Below are 21,610 nucleotides of genomic sequence, written 5' to 3'. Positions count from 1 at the left end.
CATGCGTCGAATCCTTCTCGGCCTCGTGTTGTCGTGCGCGCCGCTGCTGGGCTGGGCGCAGGACAGCGGCCCCGTCGCATCGCTCGACCGCAATCGCGTCGGCGTCGGCGAAACCGTCACTCTCAACATCGAGGTCGGCGACCAGACGACCGGTTCGCCCGACCTTTCGCCGCTCACGCCGGACTTCGTCGTGTTGGAAACGTCGACGAACCACACGCTGAGCATCGTCAACGGCAAGCGCGAATCGCGAACGATCCTGGGCATTGCGCTGCGTCCGCGGCGCGAAGGCCACCTCACCATCCCGCCTTTGACGATTGCCGGCCAGCAGACGCAGCCGGTCACGCTCGACGTGGTCGCTACCGCCAACGATCGCGTTCCATCGGCGGACCGCCCGGTTTCGCTGGAAGGAACGGTCGAGCCCAACCATGCCTATGTCGGGCAGCAGATCGACTACACGTTGCGGCTCTCCTTCGCGGTGAACCTGGCAGACGGCCAGCTTGGCGATCCGTCCGCCGAAGGCGCCGAAGTGCGCCGTGTCGGCCAGGATGCGAACTATCAGGTCATGCGCGGCGGGCGACGCTTCAACGTCGTGGAGCGGCACTACGCGATCTTTCCGCAACACGCCGGCACACTGGAGATCCAGCCGCCCACGTTCGAGGGCACGGCAGTCGATCCTTCCGACATGAATTCCTTTTTCGGTGGTGGCGAACCGGTGAACGCCGTGGCCGAACGTGTGCGGGTCGACGTGCGCGCACGTCCCGCGTCGGCCTCCGAAGGCGCCTGGATACCAGCGCGCGACTTGAAACTTTCTCTCGACGGATTGCCCGCAGACGGCAAGGCCAGGGTCGGGCAGCCGTTGACGCTCACCATGCGCCTCGATGCCACGGGCATGCCATTCGAGGCGTTGCCGGCCCTGTCGCTGCCGAAGCTCGACGGCGCGGACGTCTATCCCGACAAGGCCGTGACGGGCGGCGGCAGCAGCGGATCGTGGATCACCGGGCGTCGCCAGCAGTCGTTCGCCGTTGTGCCCACGCGTGATGGCACGCTGCACATTCCCGCCACGACACTGCACTGGTGGAACGTCGTCACGGACAAGGCCGAAGTGGCGACCATTCCGGCGCACGATGTGGAAGTGCTTCCCGGTGCGGGTGGCGCGGTCGCGCCGCCGCCCTCCGCGCCTGCGGCGGCGGGCACCGCCGCGTCATCGGCCTCCGCGCCTGGTGTCGTTCCGATCAAAGACACGGTTTCGGCAACGACGGACACCGAGAGGCTGCCGTGGCGGACGTTGTTCATCGTCGCGGTGGCGCTCTGGCTGCTCACGATGGCGGCGTGGTTCGTGCTCTCCCGGCGCGGCAAGCGTGAAGAGGCTCTGCCGACACCCGGCAGGACGACTACGGATGGCACGAGCGATCGCGCGGCTCGCGAACGTTTCCGCGCGGCTGTTGCAGGCAGCGACCTCGCAGCGATCGAACATGCGCTTCTCGCTTGGGCACGCGTCCATCGCCCCTCCATGCGTTCGCTAGGTGTTTTGGCCGCGGCGTTGCGCGAGGGTCGTCAACGCGACGCCATCGCCAGCTTGCAGCAGGCCCGGTTCGCAGGCGGAAGTGCGCCGGGCACGGCACTGCGCGATGCCTTCGCGGATGGGTTCGATTGGCTGCCAGCTGAATCTACGGGCAAATCCGGCACATTGCCTCCCCTATATCCCCGCTAGGTCAGTGCTTGCTGAAGCCTAGAGCAGACCTTCGTAGATGCGGGTCATCGTCGCGCCGAAGGTGCAGAACACCACGCGCTCCGGCTGCCATGCAGCATCGCGGACGGTGCGGACCGCGATCTCTGCGGCCGCTTCTGCCGGATAACCGTAGATGCCTGCGCTGATGGCGGGGAAGGCGATCGAACCCACGCCATTCTCACGGGCCAGCTTGAGGGAATTCGTATAGCAGTCCGCCAGAAGCTCAGCTTCACCACGGGCGCAGCCATGCCAGACCGGGCCCACCGTGTGGATGACGAATCGGGCGGGCAGGGCAAAACCGGGCGTGATGCGGGCTTCACCCGTGGGGCAGCGAATGCCGCGACGTACCTCGGGCAGGGCCCGGCATGCCGCCAGCAGCGCCGGTCCGGCGGCTCTGTGAATGGCGCCGTCCACGCCGCCGCCACCCAGCAAGGATTCGTTCGCTGCGTTGACGATCGCATCCACGGCGAGCGTGGTGATGTCTGTCTCGATCACCTCGAAGGGCATGGCGCAAGCTCCTTGTGACGGCTCGTCGGCATTTGGCTACGATGGCCGCCAGACAGTCCGGATATTCCACCCAAGGTTATGGCCGACCAACTCAAAGTTGAAGACATCTCGTTCGCCTATCTCATCAACGATGTGACCTTGCTCTTTCGCAAGCACTTCGACCGGAGGGCGACGCGTTTTGGTCTGACCCGCGCGCAGTGGCGTGCCTTGAAGGCGCTGCATCGCCGCCCGGGCATGCGCCAGAACGAGCTGGCCGAGCAACTGGACATGGAACCGATCGCGGTAGGTCGCGTCATCGACCGCCTGCAAGCTGCAGGGTTCGTGGAGCGCCGCGCCGATCCGAAGGACCGTCGCGCCTGGCGCCTGCACGACACCGATCAGGCTCGCGGGGTGATCGACGACATGGAAGACATCGCCCGCGGCCTGCGCCGTGATGCTACCCAAGGGATTTCCACGGGCGATCTGCAAACCATGCTGGCAGTCCTCGACCGCATGAAAGAGAACCTGCAAGGTCTGGACGGGCCCTCCGACGAAGCCTGAAGACGGGTCAACGGATGGATTAGGATATGCGTTAGCTTTTACGGATAACCGTCCCAGCAACCAGCCCGTGCTTCCCCAGCGCGGCGACCGAATCGCAGGGATTCGGCCGGAGCCCACATGCAGCGATCCCCAGGGAAGAAGCTTCTCCTCCTCGTCGGCCTCGTGGCCATCGCCGCGCTCGGTATCGGCGTGTGGCGGCATCAGGCCGGCGGCAAGACCCCCGCCGAGGTTCCAGGTCGGGCAGCGAATGCTGGCGTGCCGGTCACGACTGCCGTGGCGAGCCAAGGGGAGATCGATCTTTCCCTCAAGGTCATCGGCCGGGCAGAGGCGTACTCCACCGTCAATGTCCGGTCCCGGGTGAACGGGCAACTTCAATCGCTGGCGTTCACGCCTGGGTCTCACGTGAAGAAAGGCGACCTGCTCGCGCAGGTGGATCAGCGGCCGCTGAAAGCGGCCTACGACGAGGCCATGGGTAACGTGGCTCGCGACCAGGCGCAGCTCGTGAAGGCCGAGGCCGACCTTGCCCGCTACGAGAACATGCTCGGCAAGGGCTTCGTCAGCCGCGCGGACTACGACCTCTACAAGGCCAACCTCGGCGTGGCGCGCGCTGCGCTGGAAAGCGATCGCGCCGCGGCGCGTGCCGCGCAAACGCAACTGGACTTCACGACCATCGTCGCGCCGTTCGACGGCGTGACCGGTGCGCCGCTCGCTTATCCGGGGGCCACCCTCTCCGCCGACACCACCGACATCGTGGTGCTGAATCAGGTAGACCCCATTCGCGTGGCATTCGCCATTCCCGAGGACAGCCTCGCCGCCGTGCGCCAGAGCGTCCGCCGCGGGACGCTCGCCGTCATGGCGAAGATTCCTGGCGACGAGGGCGAACCGTTGCAGGGCGAGCTGGAATTCATCGACAACGCCGTCGATGCGACGACCGGCACGATCGTCCTGAAGGGGCGGTTCACCAACCGCGACGGTCGGCTCACGCCCGGCCAGTTCGCCGAAGTCACCTTGCCCACGACTCGCCTGTTCGATGCCATCAGCATTCCGGTCGTGGCGTTGCAGAGTTCGTCGACGGGTACGTTCGTGTTCGTCGTGAAGCCCGACAGCACGGTCGAACAGCGCTCGATTACCACCGGCGCTACCACGGCCGATCGCGTCGTCGTGGACAAGGGCCTGCAGGCGGGCGAGCGCGTCGTTACCGAAGGTCAGATGCTGCTCGTCGACGGCGCCCGCGTGCGCATCGACAAGGGGTGAGGGCGATGAACCTGCCGGAACTCTGCATCCGCCGGCCCGTGATGACCACGCTGTTGATGGCGGCGCTGGTCATTTTCGGTATCGCCGCCTATCCCAGGCTGCCGGTCAACGAGCTGCCCAACGTCGACTTCCCCACGATCAACATCAGTGCGAGTCTGCCGGGTGCTTCGCCCGAGACGATGGCGTCATCGGTGGCGACGCCACTCGAAGCACAGTTGTCGACGATCGCCGGGATCGATTCGATGACCTCGTCGAGTTCGCTGGGATCGACGACCATCACGGTGACCTTTGCGCTCGATCGCAGCATCGATGGCGCGGCGCAGGATGTGCAGGCGGCCATTTCGGCAGCCCAGCGCCAGCTACCGCAGGACATGCCCACGCCGCCGACCTACCGCAAGGTCAACCCGGCGGACGCCCCGATTCTGTTCCTCACCATGCAGTCGCCGACGCTGCCGTTGTCGACCGTGGACGACTACGCGGAAACCGAGCTGGCGCAGCGCCTGTCCATGGTGGACGGCGTGGCGCAGGTGAACGTCTACGGGTCGCAGAAGTACGCCGTGCGCATCGCCGTGGATCCCGATCGTCTGGCCGCCACGGGCATCGGCGTGGACCAGGTGCGCGATGCCATCGCAGCTGCCAACGTCAACAAGGCGACCGGCTCGCTCAACGGCAAGCGCCAGCTTCTTTCGATTCGTTCGGACGGCCAATTGATGCGCGCGGCCGACTATGGGCAGGTCGTCGTGGCCTATCGCAACGGTGCGCCCGTGCGCCTGAGCGACGTGGCGGCGCCACATGACAGCGTGCAGGACGATCAGCGGGCGAGCTGGTTCAACGGACATCGCTCGATCACGCTCGCCATCCAGCGGCAGCCCGGTGCCAACACGGTGGCGACCGTGGACAAGATCCTCAGCCTGCTGCCGGGCTTTACTGCCACGCTGCCACCCTCCGTGACCCTCAGCGTGATGTACGACCGCTCGGTATCCATTCGCGACTCCGTGCACGACGTGCAGTTCACGCTGGTGCTCGCGGGTGTGCTCGTGGTGCTGGTGATCTATCTGTTCCTTGGCAACGCCTCGGCCACGCTGATTCCCGCGGTGGCCTTGCCGATCTCGGTGCTGGGCACGTTCGGCGCCATGTTTGCGCTCGGCTACAGCCTCGACAATCTCTCCCTGCTGGCGCTCACTCTCGCCGTGGGCTTCGTCGTGGACGACGCGATCGTCATGCTGGAAAACATCATGCGCCACATCGAACTGGGCGAGGCGCCCTTCGATGCGGCCGTGAAAGGTGCCAACGAAATCGGCTTCACCATCTTCTCGATGACGCTGTCGCTCGTGGCGGTGTTCATCCCAGTGATGTTCATGGGTGGCATCGTCGGTCGCCTCTTCCACGAGTTCGCGGTGGTGATCAGTGTCTCGATCCTGATCTCTGGCTTCGTCTCGATCACGCTCACACCGATGCTGTGCAGTCGCTTCGTCAAGGCGCACGATCATGGCAAGCGAAGCGTCGTCGTGGTCTGGTTCGACCGCGGCTTTGCGGCCGTGACGTCCGGCTATACGCGCACGCTCGCGTGGTGCATGAACCATCCTCGGCTTGTCATCGCTTCGCTCGTTCTGAGCCTCGTGGCCACCGGGCTGCTGTTCGCCGTGGTGCCGAAGGATTTCATTCCAGCGGGCGACAGCGGGCAGTTGCGTGTCACGACCGAAGGGCCCACCGACATTTCCTTCGCCGCGATGTCGGCACGCCAGCAGGCGCTGGCGGACATCGCAGGGAACGACCCGAACATCGAGGCGGTCATGTCCAGCGTCGGCGCGGGCGGACCGCGCGCCACCGTGAATTCCGGCTCGCTGCTGCTGCGACTGAGGGCACCCGCCGATCGTGGCCACACGACACCCGACGAGATCATCCAGCAGCTGCGGCGCAAGTTCGCCGAGGTGCCCGGCGTTCGTACGTACATCCAGAATCCTCCGGCGATCCAGGTCGGCGGGAGGCAATCGAAGGCCCAGTACCAGTACACGGTGCAATCGACCGATCTGCAGGCGCTGTACGACTGGTCGGGCAAGCTCGTCGCCGCCTTCCAGAAATTGCCGGGCTTCCAGGACGTGACCACCGATCTCGATCTCAACAGCCCGTCGATGGTGGTTACCGTCAATCGCGACAAGCTGGCGCCGCTGGGTCTCACCATGAATCAGGTGCAGACGGCATTGGGCACCGCGTTCGGCGAGAACCAGATCTCGACCATCTATGGTTCGGCCACACAGTACTGGGTGATCCTGCAGGTCGAGCGGCGCATGCAGGACGACCCGGCCGTCCTCTCGCGGCTTTACGTCACCTCGGACAGCGGCAAGCTCGTGCCGCTCAATACCGTGGCGCGTTTCGAACGCAAACCGCAGGTGCTGACAGTGAATCACCAGGGCCAGCTACCCGCGGTGACCGTGTCTTTCAATCTCGCGCCCGGTGTTTCGCTCAGCGACGCGGTAGCCAGCATCGATCGTGCGACGGCGGATATGAAACTGCCGCCGACCCTGAGCGGCAGCGTGCAGGGCACGGCGCAGGCCTTTCAGGATTCCGTGAAGGGCATGGGTCTCTTGCTGCTGCTGGCAGTGTTCGTGATCTACCTGGTGCTGGGCATTCTCTACGAGAGCTTCATCCATCCGTTGACGATTCTCTCGGGCCTTCCCGCCGCTGCGGTTGGCGCACTGCTCACGTTGGTGATCTTCAATGCGTCGCTCGACCTGTTTGCCTTCGTCGGCATCATCATGCTGGTCGGCATCGTAAAGAAGAACGCGATCATGATGATCGACTTCGCCCTGGAGCGGCAGCGCGACGCGGGTATGGCGGCGTTCGATGCGATCTATGAAGCGTGTCGCGTGCGCTTCCGGCCGATCATGATGACCACCATGGCGGCGTTCGCCGGCACGCTACCGATTGCCCTGGGCGTCGGTGCTGGCGCGGAGACGCGTCGTCCACTCGGTCTCGCGGTAGTTGGCGGACTCGTCGTCTCGCAGATCCTGACGCTGTACCTCACACCGGTGATCTACCTTTACATGAATCGCCTGCAGGATCGGCTGTCGCCTGCACGGAAGTTGCAGAGCGATCCGGCGCACTGAGTGAGCCCATGCTGCGATCGAGCGGGGAGATCAAACACTCTGCGCCGCTCTCGTAGGAGTCGCCATGGCGGCGAGGGGCGAACGGAGCAGCGGTGGGAGCCACCCTGGTGGCGATAAGCCAACGAAGCGGTGTAGCCGTGAGTCATGTTCCCATCGCCAGCAGGCTGGCTCCCACCGGCAAGATTCCCTCGTCGCCATGGCGGCTCCCACATGTGCTTTGGTCCTCGCCGCGATGGCGGCTCCCACACAGGTGCCCGAAAAAAAAGCCCCGATCGTGTCGGGGCTTTTTTCTTACTGCTGCTTCTCGCCGTTCTTCCGTTCCCAGTTGTGTTGCTCGTCGAGCAGTTCGTCCGGGTCGAAGTCCTTGTTGTCGTTCAGGCCCTGCATCTGCTCGATGGCTTCCGCGGGCGGGTTGCCGTAGTAGATGTTGTACAGGCGCTGCTGGCGGTAGGCGTCACGCATGAATACGTAGGGATCGTAGGCCGAGGCGAGGAAGCTCTCCGCATCGATGCCGCGCGAGCGCAGCGTCACGAGATAGAGTACCTGCGGCACGTATTCCTGGCCGTACTTGTAGTCGTGATTGCGCGAGTAGTAGCTGATCGGGTCGAAGAAATAGCTGTCGACCGGGAGACGCCACACGTCGCGAACCGTGGTCGGCCCCACGAGGGGCAGAACCAGGTAGTCACCCTCGGGCACACCCCAGCGGGCCAGGGTCACGCCGAAGTCGTTCTCTTCCAGCGGCAGGCCCAGCAGGCTCGCCGGATCCTTGAAGCCCAGGAAGCCGATGGTCAGGTTCACCACGAACCGGCTGGTCGACAGGAATGCCTGTTTCGGGCGGGCCTGGAGCAGGTCGTTCGCCACCGTGATCGGCAGACGGATGTTCGTGTAGAAATCGCTGATGGCCGTGCGCACCGGCGGGTTGGTCACCTTCCGATAGCCGACCGCGACCGGACGGATGACCGCCTTGTCGAGCTTATCGTTGAAGGCGTAGACCTTCCGATTGAAGTTCTCGTTCGGGTCGTCCGTACGAGGCGGCGCGATATGGCAGGCAGCCAGCAGGGCGACGGCGACGAGGCCCAGCATGTTGCGGACGATCCGGGGCAGTTTTAGGGGGCGCATCGATGGGGCTTTGGGGCTGGGGCGGTTCTTTAGTGTACCGCGCGGTATTATTATTTGCACCACTGCCGTCCGTCCTGGTCAGAACCGCGCATGATACCCCTACACCGATTGCCAGCCAACGGCCGGGGCCGGTAAACTGCGTCGTCAGAAGTGTCTTTATTGTCAAGGATTTGAAATGGCCCGTATTACCGTGGAAGACTGCCTCGAGGTAGTCGACAACCGTTTCGAGCTCGTGCTCATGGCGACCAAGCGCGCCCGTCAGCTCTCCAAGGGCGCTGAGCCGACCCTCGATCCCAGCAACGACAAGCCGACCGTGCTCGCTCTCCGCGAGATCGCGGATCGCCGCGTCAACGATGAAATGATCGATGAAATCGATCGCGCTGCCCGCGAGCGCGCCGAGCGCGAAGCCCTCGAGTGGGCCGCCACGGAAGTGGACGACGACCTCTCGAAGGGCGGAGATGACTGATGACGCCGGGTCGCTGTCGGCCCTGCATTCATCCGCAATCTGCGCACATTGAGGCGCGGCCGCTGAGGCGGCGCGCGGGAGGCTCCGCCTGAGGGCGGGAGGTTCTCCCCATGGAAGTCATCCCTGCGAAAAAACTGACCGACGTGGCCGATGACGGCCCAGTGCCGCCGTATGTGCAGGCGCTTGAAGACCGCGTGGGCACTTACCTGCCGCATGACCAGGTCATGCGCATCCGCCGAGCCTTCCTGGTCGGCGCCGCGGCCCACGAAGGCCAGACGCGCAAGTCCGGCGAGCCCTACATCACGCATCCGGTCGCCGTCGCCCAGGTGCTGGCCGATCTCGGCCTGGACGCGGAAACGATCATCGCGGCGATCCTGCACGACACACTGGAAGACACCCGGCTGGAGCGCGACGAGCTCGCCGGTGCCTTCGGTGAAACCGTGGCCGAACTGGTCGACGGCGTCACCAAACTCGACAAGATGCGCTTTTCCAGCCGCGCCGAGGCCGATGCGGAGAGCTTCCGCAAGATGCTCCTGGCGATGGCGCGCGATCTGCGCGTGATCCTGATCAAGCTTTCCGACCGCCTGCACAACATGCGCACGCTGGGTGCGAAGGATGCGCCGTCCCGGCGACGCATCGCGCGGGAGACGCTTGAGATCTACGCGCCGATTGCCCAGCGGTTGGGCATGAACAAGTTCAAGGCCGAACTGCAGGATCTCGGCTTCAAGGCGCTTTATCCGGATCGCCACCGCATCATCGGTGAGCGCATCCGTGCCGCGCTCGGCAACCGTCGCGAAGCGATGGCGAAGATCGAGATGGCGCTGGAAGGGCGTCTTGCCGCGGAGAAGATTCCGGGGCGCGCCGTCAGCCGGATCAAGTCGGCATGGAGCATCTATTCGAAGATGCGCAACGAACACAAGTCGTTCGCGCAGCTCATGGATGTGTACGGCTTCCGCGTCATCACCGATTCGGCCATGCACTGCTACATGGCGCTCGGTGCGGTGCACGGTCTCTACAAACCCGTGGACGGCCGGTTCAAGGACTTCATCGCGATTCCGAAGGGCAATGGCTACCAGTCGCTGCATACGGTGCTGCTCGGTCCGTTCGGTGCGCCGATCGAGATCCAGATCCGTACCGCGGAAATGGAGTCGGTGGCCGAGCGTGGTGTGGCGGCGCATTGGGCGTACAAGAGCGATTCCGGCCCCGCGAACAGCGCACAGGCGCGTGCGCGCGAATGGCTTTCCGCTCTTGCCGACAGCCAGGCCCATACGCCGTCGGCCTCGGAGTTCCTCGAAAACGTCAAGATCGACCTGTTCCCCGACGAGGTCTATCTGTTCACGCCGCGTGGCGACATCTTCTCGTTGCCGCGCAATGCGACCGCACTCGATTTCGCCTACGCGGTGCATACCGACGTCGGCGATCACGCGGTCGCCGCGCGCGTGGACAAGAAGCTGGTGCCGCTGCGCACGCGCCTGGTATCCGGTCAGCAAGTGGAGATCATCACCGCGCCGTCGGCCGTACCGAACCCGGGGTGGCTGGAAGCGGTGGTCACCGGCAAGGCGCGCACGGCCATCCGCCAATACCTCAAGCACCTGCAGCACGAGGACGCCGTCGATTTCGGTCATCGCATGCTGGACCGCGCGCTCGATGCGCGCGGGCTGAGCCTCGATGCCGTGCCGGCCGCCGCGCTCGACCGCTTCCTCGACGAGGCCAAGCTGAAACGCCTCGAGGAACTGCTCTCGGAGATCGCCCTCGGCAATCGCTTCGCCGACCAGGTCGCCGCACAACTCGTGGCGCTGCTCGGGCCGCGTGACGACACGCCGCCCGTGCCACAGGAGCACTCGACGGAAAAAATCCGCATCAGCGGCGCCGAGCGTGGCGTGCTCAGCTTCGGCAATTGTTGCCACCCGCTGCCCGGTGACGAAATCGTCGGTTTCCTATCGTCGGGCAAGGGCATCGTCGTGCACCGTGTGGAATGCCCGAACGTGGCAGAGTTCCGCAAGACGCCCGAGCGCATCGTCGCCATCGAATGGGATCGCGACGTCAGTGGCGATTACCGCGCCGAACTTCGCATCGAGGTGCTCAACCGTCCGGGCGTGCTCGCCACGGTCGCGGCCGCGATCGCGGATGCGGGATCGAACATCGAGAACGTCGAATACATCGAGCGCGACAGCACGGCCGCCACGCTGCTCTTCGCCATCGAGGTGAAGGATCGCAAGCATCTGGCCGACGTGATGCGCCGCGTGCGCCGCACCGGCGTGGTCAGTGGCGTGTACCGGCATCCGCTATGAGTTCCCGGCCGCGTCGGCGATAGGCCACGCGGCAAGGGCGCATCGAGCGGTGGGCCTCGATCGGCAACCTCGATAGACTGTCCCGATTCCCCATCGAGGACGACCCATGACCCGCAGCACCATCGCCACCGACAAGGCCCCCTCGGCCATCGGCCCGTACTCGCAGGCCGTGCGCGCCGGCAACACGGTGTATTTCTCGGGACAGATCCCGCTCGATCCGGCGACCGGCAACCTTGTCGAGGGCGACATCACCGTGCAGACGCGTCGCGTGTTCGACAACCTCGTGGCCGTGGCCGAGGCGGCGGGTGGCAAGCTGTCCGACATCGTTCGCGTGGGCATCTACGTGACCGATCTCGGCAACTTCGCTGCGGTGAATGCCGTCATGGCCGAGTATTTCCAGCAGCCGTACCCGGCGCGTTCCACCATCGAGGTCTCCGGTCTGCCGAAGGGCGCCCAGGTCGAGGTGGACGCGATTCTCGTCCTGCCTTAAGTCCTTTCGTCATTCCCGTGGTCCGCCATCCGACGACGCCCGCCGCCACGACACCGGCGGACCCCGGGCGTACGCCCCTGACGTCGCTGGGCGGCGTGGGGCCGGCGCTGGCGGATACGCTGGGTAAGCTCGGCCTGCGTACGGTGCAGGACCTCTGGTTTCACCTGCCGCTGCGCTATGAAGACCGCACCCGCGTGGTGCCTATCGCCGACCTGCGCCCCGGCGACCGCGCGCAGGTCGAAGGCACGGTCGACTTCATCGAGCGCGGATTCCGTTTCCGGCCCCAGTTGAAGGTCATTCTCGGCGACGCCTCCGGCGGCGCGTTGCTGCTGCGTTTCTTCCATTTCCGCAAGGCGCAGATGGAGCAGCTCGCGAAGGGTACGCGGCTGCTCTGCTTTGGCGAGGTGCGCCAAGGGCCGCAAGGGCTGGAGATCGTCCATCCGCAATACCAGCGCATCGAGCCGGACGAGCCCGTCGTCGTGGACGAGCGATTGACTCCGGTCTATCCCACCACGGAAGGGCTTGGACCTCGTCGTCTGGCTGGTGTGGTCGCGCGTGCGCTCGCGCACCTGCCCACCGATGACCGGCTCGAACTGATTCCCGAGAGCGCTGGCTTGCCGACCGGGCTCAGTTCCCTGCGCGACGCTTTGTTGTACGTGCACAGGCCACCGCCGGAAGTGGATCTTCGCGAACTGGGCGAGGGGCGTCATCCGGCCCAGCAGCGCCTGGCCTTCGAAGAATTGCTGACCCAGCACCTCACGCTGCGGCGCATGCGTGCGGCAGTAAAGAAGCGCAAGGCGCCTGCGTTGAAGAGCGCCGGCGCGTTGCACGATCGTCTGCTTGCCGCGTTGCCGTTCGCTCTTACCGGCGCGCAGGCGCGTGTGTCGCAGGAAGTGGCGCGCGATCTGGCCCGCGCGCACCCGATGCTGCGGCTGGTCCAGGGCGATGTCGGCAGCGGCAAGACCGTCGTCGCGGCGCTGGCCGCGGTGGCGGCTGTCGAAAGCGGGTACCAGGTGGCGCTCATGGCCCCGACCGAACTGCTGGCCGAGCAACACCTGCGCAACTTCCGTGCGTGGCTGGAGCCCTTGGGGCTCAAGGTCGAATGGCTTGCCGGCAAGGTGCAGGGCAAGGCGCGCAAGAGCGCACTTGGACACGCGGCCGACGGTACGGCGCACATCGTCGTCGGTACCCATGCGCTGATGCAGGAAGGCGTGGCTTTCGCCCGGCTCGGTCTCGTCATCGTCGACGAGCAACACCGTTTCGGCGTGCACCAACGGCTCGCGCTGCGCGACAAGGGCGCGGAGGGTGAGCTGATTCCGCACCAGCTCGTGCTCACGGCCACGCCGATTCCCCGCACGCTAGCGATGAGCGCCTATGCCGACCTGGATGTCTCGTCGATCGACGAACTGCCGCCTGGCCGCACGCCGGTGCAGACGGTGGCGATTTCCAACGAGCGTCGTTACGACGTGATGGAACGCATCCACGCCGCCTGCATGCAGGGGCGTCAGGTCTATTGGGTCTGCACGCTTATCGAGGAGTCCGAGCAGCTGAATGCTCAGGCTGCCGAGGTAGCCCATGCGGAACTGACGACGGGGTTGCCGGACCTTGCGGTCGGCTTGATTCACGGCCGCATGAAGCCGAAGGAAAAGCAGGCGGTCATGGACGCCTTCAAGGCCGGCGAACTCGCGGTGCTGGTGGCGACCACCGTGATCGAAGTGGGCGTGGACGTGCCTAACGCGAGCCTGATGGTGATCGAGAACAGCGAGCGCCTCGGGCTCGCGCAGCTTCATCAGTTGCGTGGTCGCGTGGGTCGTGGCGCCATCGCCTCCAATTGCGTGCTGCTCTACCAGACCCCTTTGTCACGCCTTGCGCGCGAGCGCTTGCAGGTGATGCGCGAAACCAACGATGGCTTTCGCATCGCGGAGAAGGATCTCGAACTGCGCGGCCCGGGCGAGGTGCTCGGCACGCGGCAGACGGGCCAGCTTCAATTCCGCATTGCCGACCTGGCGCGGGATGGCCACCTCATGCCCGACGTGCAGCGCGTGGCCGAGGTGATGATGCGCGACTATCCCGACCGTTGCGAACGCCTCATCGCCCGCTGGGTGGGCGAGGCTGCGCGCTACGTCGACGCCTGACCGGCGCGGCGCCTACTGCGAAAAGTCCGTCAGGTCAGGCCGAGGTGCCGCCTTACTTCCGCCGCGATCGCCGCGGTTTCGCGCAGCGGCGTCTGTCGATCGGGGGTGTGTGCGTCGAGGTCGTGCAGTAGCCCGGCCGAGCGCAACTCGGCATGGAAGCGCGCAAGTTTCCCCGGCAGGGGTGTCGACACGAACGTATGCACCGGCCGACCCGTGGCGCAGGCTTCGGAAAGCATGTTGACCGAGTCCGGCGTGACCACCAGTCGATCGGCCCAGCCGAGGATGCCCGGGTAGGGATTGGCGCCGTCCGTGCTGTCGGTCCAGACGATCCCCGGTACGCCCGCGAAGGCTTCGCGGATGCCCGCCAGTGCGCCCGCTGGTGTGCGCCGCGATGCCGCCACCAGCACCGTGCCGCCATCGCGGTCGTGACGCGCGCGCACCGCGCGCAGGAACGCATCGAAGGCCGTCATGTCGAACGGCCCGCCATGGCGCACGCCGCCGATGAGCACGCCAAGGCGAGGCGAGGGGAGTTCGGCGAACTGAGCGAACGCTTCCCGCCCGTCCGTCAGCCATACATCGTCGATGGGATGCAGCGAACCCAGCGGGTTGAGCACGTTGTCGCCGCGCAGGTCGTCGTGGCGCGGCGCGATGACCATGTCCCAGTGCGTCGGATCGATCCGCGGGTCGAGGATCTGCACGGCGAGGCACGCGCCCTCGGACCAGAGGCGGATGTGCCGCGTGGCCCAGGCGGCCTGGCGTCCACAACCGATCGCCAACCTGGGCCATGGCGGCAGGAAACTCTCGTTGTCGCGGCCGAGGGCTAGTCGGGCGGCCGGGAAGGCACGCGGTGCGAACCACGACCAGGGCGCACGCAAGTCCACGACGATCTCGCGAATGGATGGCGTCAGCGCCTCGGCCAGTGCGAGCGCTTGGCGCCGGTTGCCTGCCGCGCCATCGGTGACTACCCAGCAGGAACCCGGAGGAAGGGTGCTCATGCGGTCTCCCCGGGTTCGATTGTTATCGATTTCGGCACAGTTCGTTCCTTGTCTGACCGGTTCACGAGCGCGCGGTGGCGCTTACACTGTGAGGATGCCGGGTTACCGGTTCTCCGTCACTGTACAAGGATATCCATGAGCGCCCCGTTGACCGATGCCGCCCTCGACCAGCTGTTCCGCACTGCGCGTACCTATAACGCCTGGCTTCCCAAGGAAGTGACCGACGAGCAGATCCGGCAGATCTACGAGCTGGCGAAGATGGGGCCCACCGCCGCCAACGCCTCGCCCATGCGACTGAGCTTCATCAAGTCCAAGGACGCCAAGGAGCGCCTCAAGCCGTTCCTCTCGGAGAACAATGTCGAGAAGACCATGGCGGCGCCGGTGACGGCCATCGTCGCGACGGACTTCGCTTTCTACGAGCAGCTTCCGAAGCTTTTCCCGCACGCCGATGCGCGCAGCTGGTTCGTGGGCAACGAGCCGATGATCCAGTCGGCCGGCATGCGCAACGGTTCGCTGCAAGGTGCCTACCTCATCCTGGCCGCGCGCTCGCTGGGGCTCGATTGCGGTCCGATGTCCGGTTTCGACCAGGCAGGCGTGGATGCGGAGTTCTTCGCAGGCACGCACATCAAGTCGAACTTCCTGGTGAACATCGGCTACGGTGATCCCAACAAGAATCTGTTCGGTCGTCTGCCTCGCCTCGATTTCGACGAAGCGGCCCAGATTCTCTGATCGTTTCCCGCGGTGACCGCCCGGTCCCGCTGTTGTATGGCAGTACCCACCTTCACTGCAGGAGATTCATATGCGCGCTCTTCGTTACGTCGCCCTCGCCGGTCTGCTCGCTGTCGCCGGCACCGCCGCTGCCGCCCCGGTCACCTACACCCTCGACCCGGGTCACACGATGGTGCTGTTCAGCTGGAACCACTTCGGTTTCTCGAACCCCACGGCTAACCTCGGCCAGGTCGAAGGCACGCTCGTCTATGACGAAAAGGATCCGTCGAAGGCCACCGTCGAAGCGACTCTGCCGCTGTCCGGCCTGGACAGCTTCGTGCCGAAGCTCGACGAACACCTGAAGTCGGCCGACTTCCTCGATGCCGCCAAGTACCCGAACGTCACGTTCAAGAGCACCAAGGTGACGCCGGCCGGCAAGGGCAAGCTGAAGGTCGTCGGCGACCTCACGGTTCACGGCGTGACCAAGCCGGTCACCCTCGACGTGACGCTGAACAAGATCGGCCCGCACCCGATGATGAAGGTGCAGACCGTAGGCTTTGATGCCACGACCACGATCAAGCGTTCGGACTTCGGCGTAGGCGCGTACGTGCCGAACGTCTCCGATGAGATCAAGGTCCGCATCACGACCGAAGCTCACGACGCCTCTGCCGAAAAGAAGTAAGCCTAACGGCCGCTTCGATCGTCGAAACCCGCGCCGGCAACGGCGCGGGTTTTCTTTTTTGCTACCATCCTCGGTCCCGTTTCAACCGCATCGCCCGGAGTTTTCCCATGCGTCCCAATCCCGCGGCCGCCCCGCTGATCCCGGCGAACGCCGAAAACCGTTACGAAGTGACGCGCGCCGACCTGCCGCTGTCCTGCCCGATGCCCGGCATGTACCTGTGGAATTCGCATCCGCGGGTCTATCTGCCCATCGAAGACGAGGGCGGCCAGTCGAAATGCATGTATTGCGGCGCCGTTTACGTCCTGAAGGATTGATTCGGCCCTTCGTGGGCACGTTTCCTGCATTGCCTGCGTAACTTTTCGCCCACTGGACCCACCCATGGCCACCGTCTCCCCTGGTCGGACGATGACCGTCGTGCAACTCATTCCTGCCCTTCATGCGGGCGGCGCCGAGCGTTCGACTCTCGAAATCGCCAAGGCCCTGGTCCAGGCCGGGCACCGCTCCATCGTGGTTTCCGCTGGCGGCCGCTTGGTCGCCCAGTTGGAGGCCGAAGGCAGCCGGCACGTCACGCTGCCGATCGGGCGCAAGTCGCTCGCTACCCTGTTCACGGTGGGCAAGCTGCGCCGCCTCTTGCGCGAGGTGCAGCCGGACATCGTTCACGCGCGTTCCCGCCTGCCCGCGTGGATTGGCTGGTGGGCCATGCGCGGCGTGAAGCCTCGCCCGCATTTCTTCACCACGGTGCACGGCCTCAACAGCCCGAGTCGCTACAGCGCCATCCTGATGCGCGGCGAGCGGGTGATCGTGGTCTCGCAGACCTTGCGTGATTACGTGCTGCGGCATTACCCGGACGACGTCGACGCCGCCCGCATCGCAGTCGTTCCGCGGGGTGTCGATACCGACGCCTTTCCCTACGGATACCGTCCGGACGATACCTGGCAGCGCGCGTTCTTCGAGCAGTATCCGCAGCTTTCGGGGGCACCCCTGCTGACGCTTCCGGGCCGCGGTACGCGCCTCAAGGGGCATGCGGACGCGATCGAGCTGATCGCCGACCTTGCCCAGCGATCCATCGATGCGCGTTTGCTTCTTCTGGGCGCCGACGAACCGGGGCGAGAGGCCTATGTGGCCGAACTGCGCGCCCTCATCCACGGCCGCGGGCTGGACGACAAGGTGGTGATCTCGCCACAGCGTTCGGACGTCCGCGACGTCTATGCCATGTCCGACATCGTCCTGCAGCTTTCCAATCGACCCGAGTCGTTCGGCCGCACGGTGGTCGAGGCGCTGGCGCTCTGCCGGCCGGTCATGGGTTATGCCCATGGCGGGGTGGGCGAACTGTTGGCCGAGCTGTATCCGGCCGGACGCGTGCCGCTGGGCGACCGCGAAAAGCTCGTGGAGCGCGCCGCCGAATTGCTGCGCTTCGCGCCGCCGATTCCGCCGCCGCGCAGCTATCGCCTGTCCGACATGCAAGCCGCGACCCTGGCTCTCTACGCCGAGGTGGTGGAAGGCGTGCCTGCCGCGTGAGCAGGCCCGGCATCGGCGTATCGATCAGGGCGGGGCTGGCCTCGCCGCTGCTTCCGGTGTGGCTGGTTCCCGCATTGCTTCCATTCGGGCGCAGCGCGGAGTTGGGTGTCTTTCTTGCCCTCATCGGAAGCGTGTTGCTGCTCGTGCGCGAGCCGCACGCCTTGCGCGAACACGACGGGGCGAAGCTGTTCCTGGCGTTGTTCGCCGCCTACGCGGGCGCCGCGTTGCTGTCGGCTGTGGATGCCGTCGCGCCAGGCAAGAGCTGGGGCACGGTCGCAGGCATTCTCCGCTTCGCCCCGCTGGGCGTGTACACCTGCTTCGCCATGCGTCGCCCGGGGAAAGTCCGAGCGCTGTACGTCGCAACAGCCGTGGTGATTGCCGTCTGGGTCGTCGATGCGTGGGTCCAGGCATTGACCGGTTACGGTCTTGCGGGCGCGTCCGATCCGGAACGACTTTCCGGCATCTTCGGCGCGACCAATCTGAAGCTGGGGCCGGCGCTTTCGGCACTGGCTCCGTTTCTGCTCTGGGCAGTGCGCGAGCGATGGGGTCGACGCGGACTGATCGTCGCCTTCCTGCTCGTGCTGGGGCCGGTGCTGCTGTCCGGCTCGCGTGCGTCGTGGATCTGCTACGGCTTGGTCGCCTGCGGTTTCCTCTGGCGCGAGGCAGGTTCGGCGCGGCGTTTCGCGGTCGCGTGTGCGGCGGCGGGCGTGACCGTCGCCCTGGTGGCGTTGCTTGCCTGGCAAGTCTCGCCGCGCTTTCGTGATCGGGTGGCGCATACGGTGCCGGCGTTGTCCGGCACCTCGGCGGGTCTGGATGCGGCGCTCACGGGCCGCCTCGACATCTGGCGTACGGCGGTGCGTCTGTACACAGCACATCCGATCAATGGCGTCGGCGTACGTGGCTTCCGCGTCGCCTATCCCTCTGCCGCATCGCCGGGCGATCACTTCCTCACCGCCGAGAAGTGCGGGGACGGCGAAGGCGCCTGCCATCCTCATCAGGTCGTGCTCGAAGTGGCGACGGAGACGGGAACGCTGGGTCTCATCGCCTGGCTCGCCGCAACCGCGCTGGCCGTACGCACCTGGTGGCGAGCGGGCAGGGCGGCACGTGAGCGTGCCTTCGCACCGACGGTGGCGCTGGTGGCGATCCTGTTTCCGCTGAACACGCACATGGCGTTCTACTCGGCGTGGTGGGGATTGCTGGCGGCGTGGCTTGTGTCGCTGTGGTGCGCAGCGCTGTTCGCCGACATTCCCGACGAAGGGACACGTCATGGCGCGTGAACCGTTGTCCGTTGTCGTCACGACATGGAACAACGCGGATACGATTGGCACCTGCCTCGCCTCGGTCGCGTTCGCCGACGAGATCGTCGTGCTCGACTCGGGCTCCACCGACGCGACGCGCGAGATCGCGCTGGCGCGTGGCGCGCGTGTCGAGGTGCGTGCCTTCGCCGGCTACAGCCTGCAGAAGCAGGCCGCGATCGATCTTGCGCAGCACCGCTGGGTGCTTTTGCTGGACTCCGACGAAGCGCTCACTGCGCTCGCCGCCGAGCGTGTCCGACGCGTATTGGAATCGCCCGATGCCGCGGGTTACGTGCTGCTGCGCCGGGAGTGGGTGTTCTGGCGCTGGCAGCCCGACCGCGCGCGCCTCAATCACTACGTGCGTCTGTTTGATCGGACACGGGCGCGCATGAGCGGGCATGAGGTGCACGAGAGCGTCGTCGTGGACGGCCCCGTGAAACGATTGGACGCAGTGATCGACCACTACGGCGAACGCGACATCGAGGGCCGCGTGGACAAGGCCAACCGCTACTCATCGTTGCAGGTGCGTGACCGGCATGCGCGCGCGCCCCGGCTTCTGCGCACGCGCATGGTGCTTTACCCGACGGTGGCCTTTGCCCGTTACTACTTCTGGCGCGGCCACTGGCGCGGCGGTTGGGCGGGCTTCGTCGCGGCCCGCGTCCACGCGTTCTATGCGTTCCTCAAGTACGCGAAGCTGTATGAGTTGCGTCGTTCAGGCGGCGAGGGGAATGGCCGTCCGTTCGACGCCGAACGCGGCGAGGACTAGTTCGCACGCGTCCTGGCGGAATGCCTCACGTCGACGGAATTCGCTACGGCGCTTGCTTTCGACCTCCGACGCGCAACGCACCGGTTCGCGGGGCGGAAGCTCGAAGAAGCCATCCTTTCCCGGGGTGCCTTCCGCCTCGAGCCAGAACGCGTCGTAGTCCGCCTTGACCTTGTTCGGAATGCCAGCGAACACATGAGCCGCGTTGCTGATGCCTACCACGCGCTCGATGCCGAACCCTTCGGCAAGCGCGCGGATCATCGACAGCAACAGGTTCTTCGGGCGCAGGCCGTGGCATTGCCGCGTCAGCTCGCGCACCACGTCGCGCCCCGCATTGTTGGCCGCGCCTTGCAGGCAGCCGATGGCGACGGTACGTCCGCCGTCGATGAAGGAAATCGTCGCGTAGGAGATCTGCAGGCCAGTGTCATCGGTGAGCGAGAGGCTGAGTTCGCCCTCGCGACTGCGGCGGAACGGTGCCTTGAGAATGATCGACAGCCTGCGCCCATCGCGAAGGGGCAGGGTACCCAACAGCACCTGCCGTTCCCGATAGATCGTATGGAAGAACGGACGTGGCAGTCGGGCGAGCACGAAATCGTAGTGATCGCGCAGCGCGTGCAGACGCTGCGTCCGCGTCCACGCGCCGCTGATGTAGCGATGCTGGTAGCGCTCGATCAGCACGCGGTCGATCGACGTAATACCTGCCATAGCAGGTGATTCGAGAAAGGCGAGCCACGCGTCGTGTTCGCGCCAGCGCGACACGCAGCGACCCACGTACGTAAGCAATGCGCCGATGCCGTGAGAGCGCTTACTGTGCCATCCGGTGCGACCACGCAGGGAACGCGCGAAGCGGAAGAACGATTGCATGGAAAGGTCCGTCTTGTAATCAACGACGGACGTTCTACGCGCGTAATTTTTCGCGAGGCTTTCGATTGCCGTGACGGATTACACGTCGTCGTGTCGGCGTATGTCGCGCTGAAAGATGCGGGAAAGTTCGGCGAAAGCGAAGCGGTAACAGCGCTGCAATCAGTAGATTTTCGGCTCGCCCGGCGGTCGCGTCTTGAACCGCTTGTGTACCCACAGATACTGCTCCGGCGCTTCGCGCACCATCTGCTCGATCTGCGCGTTGACCCGTGCCGTATCGGCAGCGGCGTCATCGCTTGGGAAGTGATCCAGCGGCGCACCGAGGCGCATCGCATAACCCGAGTCGCCGGGTAGACGTCGGTGATAGAAAGGAATGACCAGTGCGCCTGACATGCGTGCCAGATGATGTGTCGCGGTGATGGTGGCGGCCGGAACGCCAAAGAAAGGCGCGAACACGTTGTCCTTGCTGCGCATGTCCTGATCGGGCGCGTACCACAGCGTGCCTCCGGACTTGAGGTATTTCACCGTGCCGCGGATGTCGTCCTTCTCGAACATCGCTGCCGCGTAGTGCAGGCGGGCGCGGAGCACGGTGAACTCGAAGACGTCCGAATCCATGCGACGGTACATGCCGGCGATGGGGATGCGTCGCGACACCAGGCGCGCGCACAATTCGAGGTGCGAGAAGTGCCCGCCGACCAGCAGCACGCCACGACCGGCCTTGCGCGCCAGCTCCAGGTGTTCCAGTCCTTCGACCGTGACAGGCACCTTCGCCAACGCACGATCCGAACCCATCCATCCCAGCGCGAACTCCGCCAGCATCATGCCTACGTCGCAAAGGTTGGCGCGGACCAGCGCCTTCTGCGCTTCCGGGTCGAGTTCGGGAAAGCACAGCGCGATATTGGTCGCGGCAATGCGTCGACGCTCCGGATTCAGATGCAGGGCCAGGCGGCCGGCCAGCCGGCCGAGCCGCATCAGCATGCGAAACGGCAGGTGAGCGATCAGCCAGATCAGGGCAACGCCAAGCCAGGCCGCCCAGTGACGGGGGCCAAGCAGCGTGCGGGTGAGGTGAGGACGTGGCATTCCGGGCATGGCCGGCCATTGTAACGAATGGGGGCAGCTATACTGCCCGACCACCGGTATGACCAGGGGT

Annotated in this window: 19 protein-coding genes; 14 read left to right on the top strand and 5 right to left on the bottom strand. The window is 65.5% G+C overall.

All coding sequences use genetic code 11. The features are described from left to right. Nucleotide 1 precedes the first annotated feature (1 nt). On the top strand, nt 2-1,711 hold the full coding sequence (locus tag IM816_RS16100) for a BatD family protein (RefSeq protein ID WP_250338856.1): 1,710 nt from the start codon (nt 2-4) through the stop codon (nt 1,709-1,711). A gap of 18 nt (nt 1,712-1,729) precedes the next feature. On the opposite strand, the gene IM816_RS16095 is transcribed toward IM816_RS16100, so the two are convergent. Then, nucleotides 1,730-2,236 (bottom strand): O-acetyl-ADP-ribose deacetylase, encoded by a 507-nt coding sequence (locus IM816_RS16095; protein WP_250338855.1) that lies wholly within the window; start codon nt 2,234-2,236, stop codon nt 1,730-1,732. A gap of 78 nt (nt 2,237-2,314) precedes the next feature. Here IM816_RS16095 and IM816_RS16090 point away from each other — a divergent pair, with 78 nt between their 5' ends. From IM816_RS16090 to IM816_RS16080, 3 genes are all read left to right on the top strand, one after another. Then, nucleotides 2,315-2,776 carry a MarR family winged helix-turn-helix transcriptional regulator gene (locus tag IM816_RS16090; protein ID WP_072323738.1) on the top strand — a complete coding sequence of 154 codons (462 nt, stop codon included), beginning with the start codon at nt 2,315-2,317 and terminating at the stop codon, nt 2,774-2,776. A gap of 117 nt (nt 2,777-2,893) precedes the next feature. Next, nucleotides 2,894-4,030, top strand: coding sequence for an efflux RND transporter periplasmic adaptor subunit (locus IM816_RS16085; protein WP_250338854.1), 1,137 nt, complete (start codon nt 2,894-2,896; stop codon nt 4,028-4,030). 5 nt (nt 4,031-4,035) lie between these two features. Further along, the gene (locus tag IM816_RS16080; RefSeq protein WP_250338853.1) at nt 4,036-7,137 is read left to right on the top strand and encodes an efflux RND transporter permease subunit; all 3,102 of its coding nucleotides are present in this window, start codon (nt 4,036-4,038) and stop codon (nt 7,135-7,137) included. 291 nt (nt 7,138-7,428) lie between these two features. Here the strand turns inward: IM816_RS16080 and IM816_RS16075 are convergent, their stop codons facing one another. Beyond that, entirely contained in the window at nt 7,429-8,256 is an 828-nt protein-coding gene (locus IM816_RS16075) for an MlaA family lipoprotein (protein ID WP_250338852.1), read from the bottom strand. Between the two features lie 175 nt (nt 8,257-8,431). Between IM816_RS16075 and rpoZ the strand changes: the two genes are divergently transcribed. The 4 genes from rpoZ to recG all read left to right on the top strand — a co-directional run bounded on the left by rpoZ (nt 8,432) and on the right by recG (nt 13,638). Continuing rightward, the gene (gene rpoZ / locus IM816_RS16070) at nt 8,432-8,722 is read left to right on the top strand and encodes a DNA-directed RNA polymerase subunit omega (RefSeq protein WP_072323734.1); all 291 of its coding nucleotides are present in this window, start codon (nt 8,432-8,434) and stop codon (nt 8,720-8,722) included. A 110-nt stretch (nt 8,723-8,832) separates the two neighbouring features. After that, nucleotides 8,833-11,013: a RelA/SpoT family protein gene (locus IM816_RS16065; protein WP_250338851.1), complete on the top strand. Its 2,181-nt coding sequence runs from the start codon at nt 8,833-8,835 to the stop codon at nt 11,011-11,013. 106 nt (nt 11,014-11,119) lie between these two features. Continuing rightward, the gene (locus IM816_RS16060) at nt 11,120-11,503 is read left to right on the top strand and encodes a RidA family protein (protein WP_250338850.1); all 384 of its coding nucleotides are present in this window, start codon (nt 11,120-11,122) and stop codon (nt 11,501-11,503) included. Between the two features lie 17 nt (nt 11,504-11,520). After that, entirely contained in the window at nt 11,521-13,638 is a 2,118-nt protein-coding gene (gene recG, locus IM816_RS16055; RefSeq protein WP_256470191.1) for an ATP-dependent DNA helicase RecG, read from the top strand. A gap of 29 nt (nt 13,639-13,667) precedes the next feature. Here the strand turns inward: recG and IM816_RS16050 are convergent, their stop codons facing one another. After that, entirely contained in the window at nt 13,668-14,633 is a 966-nt protein-coding gene (locus tag IM816_RS16050) for a mitochondrial fission ELM1 family protein (RefSeq protein ID WP_250338849.1), read from the bottom strand. Between the two features lie 135 nt (nt 14,634-14,768). On the opposite strand from IM816_RS16050, the gene IM816_RS16045 reads away from it, so the two are divergent. The 6 genes from IM816_RS16045 to IM816_RS16020 all read left to right on the top strand — a co-directional run bounded on the left by IM816_RS16045 (nt 14,769) and on the right by IM816_RS16020 (nt 19,602). After that, complete coding sequence (locus IM816_RS16045) at nt 14,769-15,362, top strand: malonic semialdehyde reductase (RefSeq protein WP_250338848.1); 594 nt, start codon at nt 14,769-14,771, stop codon at nt 15,360-15,362. Nucleotides 15,363-15,432: 70 nt separating this feature from the next. Continuing rightward, nucleotides 15,433-16,023 (top strand): YceI family protein, encoded by a 591-nt coding sequence (locus IM816_RS16040; protein ID WP_072323728.1) that lies wholly within the window; start codon nt 15,433-15,435, stop codon nt 16,021-16,023. Between the two features lie 107 nt (nt 16,024-16,130). After that, nucleotides 16,131-16,337 carry a zinc-finger domain-containing protein gene (locus IM816_RS16035; protein WP_072323727.1) on the top strand — a complete coding sequence of 69 codons (207 nt, stop codon included), beginning with the start codon at nt 16,131-16,133 and terminating at the stop codon, nt 16,335-16,337. Nucleotides 16,338-16,401: 64 nt separating this feature from the next. Further along, a complete protein-coding gene (locus IM816_RS16030; protein ID WP_250338847.1) occupies nt 16,402-17,541 on the top strand; it encodes a glycosyltransferase in 1,140 nt (379 codons plus the stop codon). Further along, nucleotides 17,538-18,818, top strand: coding sequence for an O-antigen ligase family protein (locus tag IM816_RS16025; RefSeq protein ID WP_250338846.1), 1,281 nt, complete (start codon nt 17,538-17,540; stop codon nt 18,816-18,818). The genes IM816_RS16030 and IM816_RS16025 overlap by 4 nt, the downstream gene beginning before the upstream one ends. Further along, nucleotides 18,808-19,602: a glycosyltransferase family 2 protein gene (locus IM816_RS16020; protein WP_250338845.1), complete on the top strand. Its 795-nt coding sequence runs from the start codon at nt 18,808-18,810 to the stop codon at nt 19,600-19,602. Before IM816_RS16025 ends, IM816_RS16020 begins: the two co-directional genes overlap by 11 nt. On the opposite strand, the gene IM816_RS16015 is transcribed toward IM816_RS16020, so the two are convergent. Both IM816_RS16015 and lpxL read right to left on the bottom strand, forming a co-directional pair. Then, the gene (locus IM816_RS16015; protein WP_250338844.1) at nt 19,549-20,463 is read right to left on the bottom strand and encodes a VirK/YbjX family protein; all 915 of its coding nucleotides are present in this window, start codon (nt 20,461-20,463) and stop codon (nt 19,549-19,551) included. The two genes, IM816_RS16020 and IM816_RS16015, sit on opposite strands and share 54 nt — an antisense overlap. 159 nt (nt 20,464-20,622) lie before the next feature. Beyond that, on the bottom strand, nt 20,623-21,540 hold the full coding sequence (lpxL, locus tag IM816_RS16010; protein WP_083527545.1) for an LpxL/LpxP family Kdo(2)-lipid IV(A) lauroyl/palmitoleoyl acyltransferase: 918 nt from the start codon (nt 21,538-21,540) through the stop codon (nt 20,623-20,625). Nucleotides 21,541-21,610 lie beyond the last annotated feature (70 nt).

It is taken from the genome of Luteibacter flocculans (genome assembly GCF_023612255.1).
Taxonomy (GTDB): domain Bacteria; phylum Pseudomonadota; class Gammaproteobacteria; order Xanthomonadales; family Rhodanobacteraceae; genus Luteibacter; species Luteibacter flocculans.
The sequence above is the reverse complement of the archived record's forward strand: the minus strand, read 5'-3'. Positions and strand labels throughout refer to the sequence as shown.